A 13,265-nucleotide genomic window follows, 5' to 3' on the forward strand; every position below is an offset into this window, starting at 1 on the left:
GCTCCGCAAGGTTGAAGCCCGGAACTGGCCCTGTGCTATGGCAACAGAGACTAGAGTCCGGGCCAGTGGACGACAAATGCTTAATACTGAAAGCGTCGTTCGAAAAAATCGAATGCTACACGCTGTCAGATCGACAGGCGCTTGGCGTTGGGCTGTTCGCGGGCCACGGTGAGGAATGGGTCGACCAGCGTCGGCCGCGCCGTGCCACGGCGCCAGGCCAGGCCGACGTCGAGTGGCTCGCCAAGGTCCACCAGTGGGCGCGCCTCGATGATGTCGCCCTCCAATGACCATGGGCGGTAAGTCATGTCGGGCTGAATCGACAAGCCCAGGCCGGCGGCAACCAAGCTACGCACCGCCTCCACCGAGGCCGTGCGCAGGGTCACTTGCGGTACAAGCCCGGCACGGGACCAGATGCGCTGGGTATGCAGGCCCATTTCGTCAGCGTTCAGCTGGATCAATGGCTCGCCCGCCACATCGGCCAGGGCGATGCTGTCGCGTTCCAGCAATGGATGTTGCGGCGGCAGCCACAGCCGGTGTGGAGAGTGGGTGAGTACTTCGGTCTGCAACGCGTGACGGTCTTCGAGGTTGGACAGAATCAGCACGCCAACGTCGATCTCGCCGCTGACCAGCAAGTGTTCGATGTAGGGACGTTCGTCCTCCACCACCCGAGTGCGCACGTTGGGGTAGGCGCGCTGGAAGCGGTTGATCAGGTCTGCCAGGTAATAGCCGGCCACCAGGCTTGTAACGCCGATGGTCAGGCTGCCGGTGACCTGGTCGGTGCTCTGTTGCAGGCTGCGCTTGGCGTTTTCCACCGTGGCCAGGATCAGGTGCGACTGGCGCAGGAACTGGTGGCCTTGGTGCGTGAGGGTCATGCCCTTGGCGTGGCGGTCGAACAGACGCACGCCGATTTCTTCCTCCAGCTGCTGGATGGCCAGGGTCAGGGTGGACTGGGAAATGAACACTGCCTGGGCGGCAGCGGAAATCGAGCCGGTTTCGGCGACGGCGATGAAATGGCGGATCTGGCGGAGCGTCATCATAGGTAGTGGGCCGCTTTCGATCAATCGGCGCGCAAGCCCGTCGTCGAGGCGGGTAGGGCGCTTTTTCGTTGTGGTTTATCGAAAGCCCATGGGAGCATTCTTTTTAATCGAAAGAAAGCAGTTGGACGCAAGCAATCAGGACCTGGGCGGTTCTCGTTCGAAGCAATGGCGCATGGCGTCCAGATAACGGCGTGCGCCAAGGCCCAGTGGTCGGGACTTGATCCAGATGATATCCACCCACAGCCGCAGGCGGCTGGCCATGTTGTCGAAGCGCACCTCGGCCAATGCGCCGGAGGCGATCAGTGGCTCGACCAGCGGCTGCGGCAGATAGGCCCAGCCCAGGCCGGATTGCACCAGGTCGAGCGTGGCCAGGTAGCTGTCGGTCAGCCAGATGCGCCGGGACAGCACCATGCGCGGGTCGGACCCGGTAGGGTTGCCGGACGCCACGATGATCTGCCGCTGTTCGGCAAGCTGTTCCTCAGGCAGCGGTGTGCCGCTGTGCTGACCGGCGGGGTGACGTGGCGAGGCGACCGCCACCAGCAGTTGGCTACCGGCTTCGAGAAAGGACTCGCGCTCGTCGATGCCGGGTCGCTCGAACACCAGAGCCAGTTGCACGCTGCCCTCATGCAGCAGGCGAATGGCTTCCGATTGCGTGGCAGAGCGGACCTCGATCTCCAGGTTGGGAAACGCGTTCGCCAGCATCTCCAGTGGTTGGCTCCAGCGCCCGGTCTGCAGTTCGGGTGCCATGGCGATGGTCAGGCGCTTTTCCAGCCCTTTGTGCAATTGCAGGGCCTGGGCATCCAGCAGGTTCAGTTGGCAGATCACCTGCCGGGCCTGGGGCTCGAGTGCCAGCGCCGCGCTGGTGGGCAGGGCCTTGCGGGTTGCGCGGTCGAACAGGGCCAAGTCCAGTTCGGCTTCCAGTTGGCCGATGGCCATGCTCACCGCCGAGGGTACGCGGCCAAGCTTGCGGGCGGCCGCAGAGAATGAACCGCCGTCCAGCACGGCGAGGAACACGGCCAGGGAATCGCTCGTGAATGCCATTGTCAGGAAACCTGATGACGCTTGTGTTTTATTGATAGAAATTATGAACACAAGAGGGCGCTATCACAACTATCGGCCTTGCCCACCGGGCGCACCGGTGGGCAAGGCTGAAGGACCGCTACAGGCCTTCCTGCAGGATCCGCTCGATGCTGTCGACGAAGTAGTCGACGCTGGCCCGCGTGGTGCACATCGGCGGTTTGATCTTGAGGATGTTCAGGTAATCGCCGGTCGGCTGCATGAAGATGCCGAGGTCGCGCAGGCGGTTGCACAGCGCGGTGGTTTCTTCGGTGGCTGGCTCCAGGGTCTGCCGGTCGCGCACCAGCTCCAGCCCCAGGTAGAAGCCCGAGCCATGGGCGGCGCCAGCCAAGGGGTAGCGGTCGACCAGGTCCTGCAGGCGCGCCTTGAAGTAACGCCCGACCTCCCGCGCATTGTCCAGCAGTCCTTCGCCATGCAGCACATCCAGCACCGCCATGCCGATGCGGCAACTGACCGGGCTGCCGCCTGCCGAGGAGAAGAAGTAGCCCTCTGCCTCCAGTGCCTCGGCGATTTCGCGGCGGGTAATGACCGCGCCCAGGGGTTGGCCGTTGCCCATACCCTTGGCCATGGTGATGATATCCGGCACCACGCCTTGCTCTTCGAAGCCCCAGAAGTATTCGCCCAAGCGTCCATAACCCACCTGTACCTCGTCGGCGATGCACACGCCACCGCGAGCACGGACCTTGGCGTAGGCCGCCTGCAGGTAACCCGCTGGCAAGGAAATGCCGCCGGCATTGCCGTACACCGGCTCGCAAATGAATCCAGCCAGTTGGCGGCCACGGGCATCGAGGTCGGCGAGCTTGGCATCGACATCGCGCAAGTAATCGGCGGCGCTGTCCGGGCCCTTGTAGCGCCCGCGGAAGGTGTTCGGCGCCTGCACCGGGTGCACCCAGTCCGGTCGGGTTTCCAGGGCCTGCGGGTTGTCGGCGATGGAGGTGGAAATGGCATCGGTGGCCACTGACCAGCCATGGTAGGCCTCCAGCACGCTGAGCAGGTCACGTCCGCCGCTATAGGCCCAGGCCAAGCGAATCGCTAGGTCGTTGGCCTCGGTGCCACTGTTGACCAGGAACACCCGGTCGAAGCCCTCGGGCGCCAGTTCCAGCAGGCGTTCGGAGAACTCGGCGATGGCCGCGTAGTGGAAGCGCGAGTTGGTGTTGACCAGCGACCACTGGCGCGCCGACTCGGCGGCCATGCGCGGGTGACCGTGGCCCAACACTGCGACGTTGTTGAGCATGTCCAGGTAAGAGCGGCCCTGCATGTCGATCAGGTAGTTGCGCCAGCCGCGCTCGATGTGGGGCGGCTGGGTGTAGTAGTGCTTCTGCGAGCGGGCGAAGCTGGCGTCGCGGCGCGCCAGGAGGGCTTGCGGGTCGGGCAGCGGTTCGGCATCGCAGTCCAGGCCCAGCAAGGCTGCCGGTGAGGGGCACAGCGCCAGCCAGGCAGCGGCCTGTGAGGGCGCGGCAAAGAATGGCGGTTGCAAGCCTTCGTCCAGGCACAGCTGGACGCTGAGAAAACCGCAGCTGCTGCCCAAGGCCTGCCCTTTGGCCAAGGCCTGGCCATGCTCGGGGGCATCTTCCAGGCCACTGAGCCACAGGGTCCAGGTGGCGGTGCGCAGGCAGCCGCGACCATCGCCGGTACGCTGCCAGGTGCCGGCCTCCGGCGCCTGCACAAGGCTACCGTTCGGCAGATTGAGCTCTACGCCCAGGGCGCAGGTCGCCGGTTCGTCAGGGCGGTCGATGTGGGTTTGCGACAAACGGAACTGGCCATGCAGGCTGCACGCGGGGGCGGGCTGGGCCGTCAGTACGTGCTGGTCGAAACCGGGCTGCTCCCAGTTGCCAGCCTCGCAGTGCGGGCTGAGCACACCCAGGTCGACCCGGCTCACGGCCTGTCCGGCCAGGGCGGGAATCAGGGGCAGGCAGCCGGCGAAGTCCACGGTGGCCTGGGGTTTGCCGGCGGCGTGCAGGATTGCCGCCTCCATCAGTGCGGCGGGCACGGCACAGGCGGTGTCGAAGATTTCCCATTCGTGGGCGATGTTGTCACGGGTGTACTGGTTGGCTGGGTCGACCGCCAGTTGCTGTTCGCTGCTCAGGACCAGTACCGCCGAACGCAGTTGCACCAACGGCCACAGGGCATGTACCTCGGCGTCGTGAAGTGGGTTTAGCGCCTGGTAGGCACTGATCGCCGGCAGGATACGCAGCGGGTCGCCCTCGGCGTGGTGGAGCAGGGCCGAGCACGTCACCGACAGGTCGGCGATGCGCCAGGTGCGCAGCAGGTCGCCGAAGTCGATCACCCCTTGCACTTGCCAGTGACGTTCGGCATCGCGGCCCCAGACGACGTTGTCGTCGGTGATGTCCAGGTGCACGGCTTGGCTCGGCAAGTGCTCGACCAGCGGTTCCAGGCGCTTGGCCGCCTGCTGTGCCAGGCGCGATACCTGGTCCCGGCGCGCAGGGTCCTTCAGCACGGGGAGCAGGTGTTCGATCAGTGCCAGGGCGTGGCGAGGGTCCCATTGCAGGGTGCGCTCCAGCCCCGGATGGTCGAAGCCGGCCAGGGCCTTGTCGACCCGGGCGCACAGCGCGCCGAATTCGGCAACGACCGAGGCGGGCAGGTGCGCCAGACGAGTCAGAGGTTGCCCGTCCAGATAGTCGAGCAAGCGTGCACGCAACGGCTGGCCGCCTACCTCGACGGCCAGCAGCGCCCGGCCATTGCGTGCCGTGCGCACGGCGGGTACCTGCAATCCCTGGTCACGCAGGTACGCCAGTGCCGCGTGTTGCGCTTCGAGCTCGATCTGGGCGTAGGTGCCATGGCAGGCCTTGAGCACATACCGCCCCTGCGGGCTATCGACCCGGTAGTTGAGGTCCTGCTGGCTGCCAAGGGCCTGTAGCGTCCCGTCGAGGTCATAGTGCTCACGCAGCAAGGCATGGGCCTGGTCTTCGTTGAGCGAAGGGCTGGACTGGCTGGAGCGTTCGAGCAGCGAAGCGAGCGAGGTGGAGGTTGCGTGCGGGAAGGACATGGATGCCACCGTGGGTCGTACAATTATTGGCGCCGAATCTATGCCTCAGTTGGCTGACGATAAAAGACAATCGTGATCAGAAATTCTGATAACGGCGCCCGGAGCCAAAGCCCATCTCCTTTTGGCGTCTCGGGGATGGCGGCGACGACGCCAGCTTTCGGGTAAGAGGCTTGCACCCTTCGACATTAACCCGGCACGTTTGCAATCGCTGATTACACTGTTGAAACCGCAATACATGGAATACCCGGCATGGGCGAGGTGTCGATGGGTCGTGCAGCTTGGCTGGCAGGCCGCCTGGTGGCGCGTCTTGTGAAGGTGATTCGTGCGGTCGAACCGGCTTGTGCCAGGGAGACACCCCCATGAACAACCCAGGACGGGGTGTTTCCCTGCAGTGGCTGGTGGCATTGGCGATCATGCTGGGCATGCTGGTACTGGGTGTTGGCTTGGCCTGGCAGGGCTATCGCGCCATACAGCAGACGCTGGTGGCCGCAGCCGGCGACACGGCCGAGCAATTCGCCCGGACCATCGATGAGCGCGCCCGTCGCCTGGTCGACCCAGTGCAAAGCAGCATTCGCCTGCTTGCCGTCAACCCGTCCGCCAGTGGCTTGGCCCCCCGTCTGCAGCAATTGGCCCAGCTGGTCGAAAGCCTCAACGCCAACCCGATGCTCAGCGCTGCCTACGTCGGTTACCCCAATGGCGAGTTCATGCTGCTTCGCCCGCTGCGCACGGCGCAGTTGCTCGAGCGCTTCGCCGCACCGCCAGGCACGGAGTTCCTGGTGCAGAGCGTCAGCCTGGGGGAGGGCGGGGCGATGCTGGGCGAGTGGCGGTTCTACGACCGTGCCCTGACCTTGCTCGAATCTCGGGTCAAACCGGATTACCACTACGATCCACGTCAGCGCCCCTGGTTCGTCGAAGCCTCAAGCCAGGCACAGACCGTGCTGACCCACCCCTACGTGTTCTTCACCACCGGCCAGATCGGCCTGACCATGGCCCAGCGCAGCCGCGATGGTGGGGCTGTGATCGGCATGGATGTGTCGGTCGACGACCTGGCGAGCCAGAGCCGTGACCTACGCATCACCGCTGGCACCGAAATCGCCGTGGTCGACGACCAGGGCAATGTGGTGGCTTACCCGGACCTTGCGCGCGTAATCGTGCGCGAGGGCGAAGCGGTGCGCCTGTCGCGCCTTTCGGAACTGGGTATCCCCAGCCTCGATCGGATATACACTGACTTGCCCCAGGGCAGCCGACCACAGCCGTACGAACTGCAGGGGCAGACCTGGTACGGCATGCGAGTGCGCTTCACCACCCTGGCTGGCCAGGAACTGCAGGTGCTGATCGCCGTGCCTGCTCGAGAGCTACTGGCCGGAGCGCGCACGGTGCTGGTCGAGCAAGTGCTGTGGACGCTGGCACTGATGGCCATACTGCTGTTGCTGGGTGGGCTGCTCGGACGTCGTATCGGGCGCCCGCTGCGCCTGCTCGCCGAGCAGGTGCGGGCGCTGGCCAGTTTCGATTTCAGTCGTGAAGTTGGGGTGTCTTCGCGGGTGTCCGAGGTGCGTGAGCTGAGCCATGTGCTCAGCCGCATGTCCGTCACCATTCGCAGCTTCCAGGCGATCACCCTGGCGCTGAGCCGAGAAAGCCAGCTGGAGCGCATGCTCGACGGGGTGCTCACCCACTTGGTGAATGCCGCTGGAGTCAGTGCCGGTGCGGTTTACCTGCTCGACGCCGAGGGCGCCTCGTTGCGCCTGGCCGCCTGCCAAGGCGAGGGGTACCCGGCAGAGCTGGCCCTCGACGACCATGAGCGCGACGATCTGGCCAGCGCCGTGGCCCATGCCCTGGAGCTGCGTGGGGAGAGCCTGGCGGTGGTGCTCAACGATCGCAGCCAGGCGCTGCTCGGCATCCTGGTGTTGCAATTGAACAGCCAGCACGCCCGCGAAGAAGTACGCCAGCCGTTTCGACGCTTTGTCGAAGAGTTGTCCGGTGCCGCCGCCGTCGCCATCGAGACGCGCCAGCTGATCGAGGCACAGCAGCGACTGCTCGATGCCATGATCAAGTTGCTGGCCGACGCCATCGACGCCAAGAGCCCATACACCGGCGGCCATTGTGAACGGGTGCCGCAATTGGCGCAGATGCTGCTGGACAAGGCCGTGCAGGCCGAAACGGGCCCCTACGCCGACTTCGCCATGAGCGAAAGTGAACGCTACGAGTTTCGCGTGGCGGCCTGGTTGCACGATTGCGGCAAGATCACCAGCCCCGAATATGTGGTGGACAAGGCCACCAAGCTGGAGACCTTGTACAACCGTATCCACGAGGTGCGCATGCGCTTTGAGGTGCTCTGGCGCGATGCTGAGCTTGCTTACTGGCAAGGGCTGGCCGCCGGCGGCGACCGGCAAGGGCTGCAGCGCACCCTGGAGCTGTACCAGGCACAGTTGGAGGATGAGTTCGCGTTCGTCGCCAAGGCCAACATTGGCGGGGAGTTCATGCAGGACGAAGATGTCGAGCGGTTGCAGCGTATAGGCCAACGCCGCTGGCAACGGCATTTCGATGACCGTCTGGGCATTTCACGCGATGAAGAGCAGCGCTTTGCTGGCCTGGCGCCGGTGCCCCTGCCGGTGGAGGAGCCATTGCTGGCTGACCGGGACGAGCACCGCGTACCCTGGGGCCCGCGCAAGCCCCCCGTGACCCACGACGACCCGCGCAACCTGTGGGGGTTCGACATGCGCCTGCCGGCCAATGCCAGCAACCATGGCGAGCTGTACAACCTGTCGATTCGGCGGGGAACGCTGAACGACGAGGAACGCTTCAAGATCAACGAACACATCGTGCAGACCATCATCATGCTCAGTGCCTTGCCGTTTCCACGGCAGCTGCGGCGCGTGCCTGCCATCGCCGGCAACCACCACGAGCGCATGGATGGCAATGGTTACCCGCGCCGATTGGGCGAGGACCAGCTGAGCCTCGCCGAACGGGTCATGGCCATTGCCGACATCTTCGAGGCACTGACCGCCGCCGATCGCCCGTACAAAGCGCCGAAGACACTGTCCGAATCGGTGAAGATCCTGGTATCCATGGCGCGCGACAGGCATGTCGACGGGCAACTGCTTCAGCTGTTCCTGAGCAGTGGGGTATACCGCGAGTATGGCGAGCGGTTCCTGCGTCCCGAGCAGCTTGACGAGGTGGACGTAACGTACTGGTTGGCCCAGATTGCGGGGCAGTCGCTGCTGGAAAGTTGAGGCGGTCGAGGAATCCGTCGGCGCGGGCAGGTCCCGCTGCCGGGTGTGCATGCGGCCCTGGCTTTTTCACTGGCTGGCGAGCTATCCCGGCGTTATGCTGGTGACTCACTTATCGGAACACTCAGCATGCGCAGGTTAGTGCTGTTACTCGTTGCCAGCGTCATCGCGGGCTGCCAGGCTCCGATGCCGGTGGCAGACCCGCAAAAGGCCTGGGTCGATTTTTCCACACCGTTTCCCAATGACAGGTTGCTGCTGGCCGAGCGGCTCGACAAACAGCGCCTGCGCGATGGCCGCTTCTTCGAGGTCGCCCCTGGCAGCCATGAGCTGATCGTACGGTTCGATTTCGAAGTGGCCGGTGGCGGTAGCATGAGCATGATGGGCGGTCCTTCCACCCGTGTCTGTTACCTGACGCTTCACTACGCGCATTTCGAGGCCGGCCAGCGCTACTTGCTCGAAGGCCGCTCGATGGCGTTCACCCCCGAGGCTCGGCTGTTCAACGCCAAGCATGAGGTCGTTGCCCAGGCCAGTGAGTACTACTGCCTGACCTGAGGTGGTGCACTGGCCATCTGCCCCCGCCCTGAATCCACGCCTTGCTCCTGTTGTCGCGCTCGCTGTGAGGGCATGGGCGCGCGCGTGCGTTTAGCTGAGGAACATGACCTTTGATGCGATTTGTGGATCCACAAAAAGTTTCCATTGCCTAAATAATTTGACTTTTCTCGCTTCTGTATCAGTTAATGGATCCACAAAAATAAATAGCCGGAGAGTCAAATGTTCCCGAAAAACGCCTGGTATGTGGCTTGCACCCCTGATGAAATCACCGAGAAGCCGTTAGGCCGACAAATCTGTGGGGAAAAAATGGTGTTCTACCGCGGGCAGCAGGACCAGGTCTGCGCCGTGGAGGATTTCTGCCCGCACCGCGGCGCACCCTTGTCCTTGGGGTATGTCGAGAACGGCAACCTGGTCTGCGGCTACCATGGCTTGGTCATGGGCTGCGATGGCAAGACCCTCGAAATGCCTGGCCAGCGGGTACGGGGCTTCCCATGCAACAAGGCCTATGCCACGGTTGAGCGCTACGGTTTCGTCTGGGTCTGGCCCGGCGACCAGGCACTGGCCGATCCCGCGACCCTGTGCCACCTGGAGTGGGCCGAGAGCGAAGAATGGGCCTACGGCGGTGGGTTGTTCCACATCAGGTGCGACTATCGCCTGATGATCGACAACCTGATGGACCTGACCCATGAAACCTACGTGCATGCTTCGAGCATCGGCCAGAAGGAGATCGATGAAGCGCCTCCGGTGACAACGGTCAATGGCGACGAAGTCGTCACGGCCCGGCACATGGAAAACATCATGGCACCGCCGTTCTGGCGCATGGCCTTGCGGGGTAATCATCTGCCTGACGACCTGCCGGTGGATCGCTGGCAGATCTGCCGTTTCACTCCGCCGAGTCACGTACTGATCGAAGTGGGCGTGGCGCTCGCGGGCAAGGGAGGCTATGACGCAGCGCCCGAACACAAGGCGTCGAGCATCGTTGTGGACTTCATCACGCCGGAAACCGAGACCTCAATCTGGTACTTCTGGGGCATGGCGCGCAATTTCAATCCGCAGGACCAGGCGTTGACCGACAGCATCCGGGAAGGGCAGGGGAAGATCTTCAGCGAAGACCTGGACATGCTCGAGCAGCAGCAAGCCAACCTGCTCGCCAACCCGCAGCGCACTCTGCTCAAGCTCAATATCGACGCAGGCGGCGTGCAGTCGCGACGCATCCTGGAGCGGTTGGTGGCTCAGGAGCAGGCTGGCGTCGCAGCACAGCTGATCGCTACCGCGCAGTAACCGTCCCTGTCGATGTCCAGCACGGCCACCGGGTGGCCGTCAATGGAAGGTGAGCCATGATTGAAGTTGTCGTCACATCCCGTACCCGTGAAGCTGAAGGTATCTGCAGCTACGAACTGAGCTGCGCCCACGGCAACCCGCTGCCCGCATTCAGCGCCGGGGCGCACATCGACGTGCACCTGCCAGGAGGGCTGGTGCGCCAGTATTCCTTGTGCAACCACCCCCAGGAACGCCATCGCTACCTGATCGGCGTTCTCAACGACGCTGCTTCACGCGGTGGCTCCCGTTGCCTGCATGAGCAGGTCGTGACGGGGCAGTCCCTGCTGATCAGTGAGCCGCGCAATCTCTTTGCCCTGGCCCCCAAGGCCAGTCGCAGTCTGCTGTTTGCCGGCGGGATCGGCATCACCCCGATCCTGTGCATGGCGGAGCAATTGTGGAGCCAGGGCGAGGAGTTCGAACTGCATTACTGCGCACGCTCCCACGAGCGAGCGGCGTTTCTCGAGCGTCTGACTAGCGCCGCGTATGCCAGCCAGGTTCACCTGCATTTCGACGCGCATCCAAACACGCGGCTCGACCTGGCGCAGGTGTTGGCAAACCCTGGGGCGCAGGACCATCTGTATGTCTGCGGCCCCGGTGGGTTCATGCAGCATGTGCTGGACAGTGCCCGCAGCCACGGTTGGCCAGATGCCCGGCTGCATCGGGAGTACTTCGCCGCCGAGCCGGTAGACACCCGCGATGACGGAGCGTTTTCGGTCAAGCTCGGCAGCACCGGTCAGGTATTCGAGATCCCAGCAGACAAGACCGTGGTCCAGGTGCTGGAGCGTCATGGCGTGTCGATTGCCGTTTCGTGCGAGCAGGGCGTATGCGGTACCTGCCTGACCCGGGTGCTGGAAGGCGTGCCAGAACACCGCGACCTGTACCTGACCGAAGACGAGCAGGCGGCCAACGATCAGTTCACACCCTGTTGCTCACGGGCTAGGACAACCATGCTGGTGCTCGATCTGTAACGGGCGTCTAGTCGCCCCTGGAAATCACCTGGACGCCACTTGCCGTGCTGGCTGCGCCGAACACCTCGGCGTAGCGCAGCGTGGCATTGGCATGCTCGCGCATGATGCTTTCGGCGCGCGCGCCCTGACGGTTGCGCAAGGCGTCGACCAGCGAGTGGTGCTGCATATGGGCAAAGTTGAAGCGCCGGTATTCGCGGGCCATGTCGTCGCGGTCGAAGGCCAGCGCCGACACCGATGCGAATGGCCGATGATCGTTGCGTGCCAGTGCCTCGGCGATTGCCGGGTTACCACTGCCGGTGATGATTACCTGATGCAAGCGCACGTTCAGGTCGTGGTAGGCCGCTAGGTCCTGCTCGGTGATGTAGCCCTTGTCGAACAGCGCGTCGCCCTCGTCCAGGCATTGCTTGAGCGTGGCCATGGCTTTGGCGTCCAGGCCGCGCTCGGCGCACTGCCGTGCTGCCAGGCCCTCGAGTACACCCCTCACCTCGACGGCGCCGGTAAGGTCTTCGACGCTCAGTGCGCGAACCTGAAAGCCCTTGCCGCCATGGCGGACCAGCAAGCCTTCCTGTTCAAGGGTACGAAACGCCATGCGCACCGGCATGCGCGAAACGCCAAAGCGCTCCGCCGTGGGAACTTCCATCAAGCGCTCACCGCCGGCCAACTCACCGGAAGCGATCATCTTGCGCAGGGCGACCAGGATGGTCTGGCCATGTTTGCTCATTGCAGGCGACCTCGGGGAATGAGCCGCCATGGTAACGCAACGAGCACAGGCGTGCGCGGTGCTGGCAGGGCAGCCTCCGGGTCGACGGTTTTTTCCTCGGTCGATGCATTGACGCGCGCGGCGATTGCTGACTATTCTCTCGAAACTGGAACGAGAATTCTAATTCTGTTGCGGGGTTCGAATCGGTACCGCCGGCCTCCCAGCCCTCGCCCAGCGACTCATCATGACAATAAGAGGACACACATGATGCGCTTCTCAGCATTCCTGGTCGGCCGCTCGACCGCCCCTGAACAAGACCGTTTCGTCATGGACGCCCTGGTAGAGCATGCCTGCGCTGCCGAACGGTTGGGCTTCGACGCGGTGTTCATGCCGGATCACCACTTCACCGGCTACGCCCCCATGTCCAGCGACCCGTTCATGTTCGCGGCCTACCTGGCAGCGCAGCTCAAGCGAGTACATTTCGGCATGTCGGTCACCACGGTGCCACTGCACCATCCGGTGCGTTTCGCCGAGCGGGTGAATCTGCTTGACCAGTTGACCGATGGGCGTTTGCTGGTGGGGGTGGGCAGCGGGACCACACCGGAGGAGATGATTGGCTTCGGTGTGAACTACAAGCATGCTTCGGCCTTGCTGCAGGAAAATCTCGACCTGGTCCAGCGCCTCTGGGACAAGGAACTGGAAGACGCCCCAATCTCCTTCGAAACCGCGCACTACAAGGGCGCCGTCGTGCAACGCATCGTGCCGACGGCCTACCAGAAGAAGTTCAACCGCATCATGCCGGTGGCGCTGCGCGAAACCAGCATGCAGCGGGCCGCCGACTCGGGCTGGCCAGCCTTCATTCCGGCGTTCACCCCGCCAGTGGCGGCCAGTGCCGATTCGTTCACCGAGCTGACCAAGTACTTCCACCGCTACCGCGACGCGCTGCACGAAGCCGGTCATGCGCCGGAGGTCGTCGCACATTGCCTGTCCTGGACCACACATACCTACCAATGCGTGCACCTGGCCCCTAGTGCGGAGCAGGCGCAAGAGGAGCTCATGCAGATCCTCAAGGCCTACAAGCAGGCCATCGACCGCGAGTACCACTACAACAAGCGCGCCGAAGTGCTCAGCGGCGTCTCGCTGCACCCACACCCTGACTGCTTCAGCCCGGAATGGATCAAGACCTGGTGCTTGCACGGGACACCGGAGCAGGTCGCCGAAGAACTGCACAAGCACAAGCAGCTTGGCATCGGCAACGTACTGATGGGCTTCACCAATGGGCCGCTCACTGAGCAGCGCATCGGCTTTGCCAACCAGTCGCTGGATCTGTTCTCCCGCGAAGTCATGCCGCAATTTCGTTGAGCCGGAGGCTTGAGT

The 13,265-nt window shown here is 63.8% G+C and carries 9 protein-coding genes; 5 read left to right on the forward strand and 4 right to left on the reverse strand.

All coding sequences use genetic code 11. The features are described from left to right. Nucleotides 1-125: 125 nt before the first annotated feature. The 3 genes from IF103_RS10025 to IF103_RS10035 form a co-directional block, all read right to left on the reverse strand. Nucleotides 126-1,037, reverse strand: coding sequence for a LysR family transcriptional regulator (locus tag IF103_RS10025; protein WP_023380149.1), 912 nt, complete (start codon nucleotides 1,035-1,037; stop codon nucleotides 126-128). Nucleotides 1,038-1,172: 135 nt separating this feature from the next. Continuing rightward, nucleotides 1,173-2,078 carry a LysR family transcriptional regulator gene (locus IF103_RS10030; protein ID WP_023380150.1) on the reverse strand — a complete coding sequence of 302 codons (906 nt, stop codon included), beginning with the start codon at nucleotides 2,076-2,078 and terminating at the stop codon, nucleotides 1,173-1,175. A 118-nt stretch (nucleotides 2,079-2,196) separates the two neighbouring features. After that, the gene (locus IF103_RS10035; protein WP_202676072.1) at nucleotides 2,197-5,121 is read right to left on the reverse strand and encodes an aminotransferase; all 2,925 of its coding nucleotides are present in this window, start codon (nucleotides 5,119-5,121) and stop codon (nucleotides 2,197-2,199) included. Between the two features lie 359 nt (nucleotides 5,122-5,480). Here IF103_RS10035 and IF103_RS10040 point away from each other — a divergent pair, with 359 nt between their 5' ends. The 4 genes from IF103_RS10040 (at nucleotide 5,481) to IF103_RS10055 (ending at nucleotide 11,188) form a co-directional block, all read left to right on the forward strand. Further along, nucleotides 5,481-8,351 (forward strand): HD domain-containing phosphohydrolase, encoded by a 2,871-nt coding sequence (locus IF103_RS10040; protein WP_202676073.1) that lies wholly within the window; start codon nucleotides 5,481-5,483, stop codon nucleotides 8,349-8,351. 126 nt (nucleotides 8,352-8,477) lie between these two features. Next, nucleotides 8,478-8,900 (forward strand): PA0061/PA0062 family lipoprotein, encoded by a 423-nt coding sequence (locus tag IF103_RS10045; protein ID WP_041925476.1) that lies wholly within the window; start codon nucleotides 8,478-8,480, stop codon nucleotides 8,898-8,900. 219 nt (nucleotides 8,901-9,119) lie between these two features. After that, nucleotides 9,120-10,181, forward strand: a complete 1,062-nt coding sequence (locus IF103_RS10050) for an aromatic ring-hydroxylating dioxygenase subunit alpha (RefSeq protein WP_023380154.1) — start codon at nucleotides 9,120-9,122, stop codon at nucleotides 10,179-10,181. Nucleotides 10,182-10,237: 56 nt separating this feature from the next. Next, entirely contained in the window at nucleotides 10,238-11,188 is a 951-nt protein-coding gene (locus IF103_RS10055; RefSeq protein WP_202676074.1) for a PDR/VanB family oxidoreductase, read from the forward strand. Between the two features lie 7 nt (nucleotides 11,189-11,195). On the opposite strand, the gene IF103_RS10060 is transcribed toward IF103_RS10055, so the two are convergent. After that, a complete protein-coding gene (locus IF103_RS10060; RefSeq protein WP_023380156.1) occupies nucleotides 11,196-11,909 on the reverse strand; it encodes a GntR family transcriptional regulator in 714 nt (237 codons plus the stop codon). A 243-nt stretch (nucleotides 11,910-12,152) separates the two neighbouring features. On the opposite strand from IF103_RS10060, the gene IF103_RS10065 reads away from it, so the two are divergent. Continuing rightward, nucleotides 12,153-13,250, forward strand: coding sequence for an LLM class flavin-dependent oxidoreductase (locus IF103_RS10065; protein WP_252189436.1), 1,098 nt, complete (start codon nucleotides 12,153-12,155; stop codon nucleotides 13,248-13,250). The last annotated feature ends 15 nt before the right edge of the window (nucleotides 13,251-13,265 follow it).

The sequence above is a fragment of the Pseudomonas sp. SK2 genome, from assembly GCF_016772395.1.
Lineage (GTDB): Bacteria > Pseudomonadota > Gammaproteobacteria > Pseudomonadales > Pseudomonadaceae > Aquipseudomonas > Aquipseudomonas taiwanensis.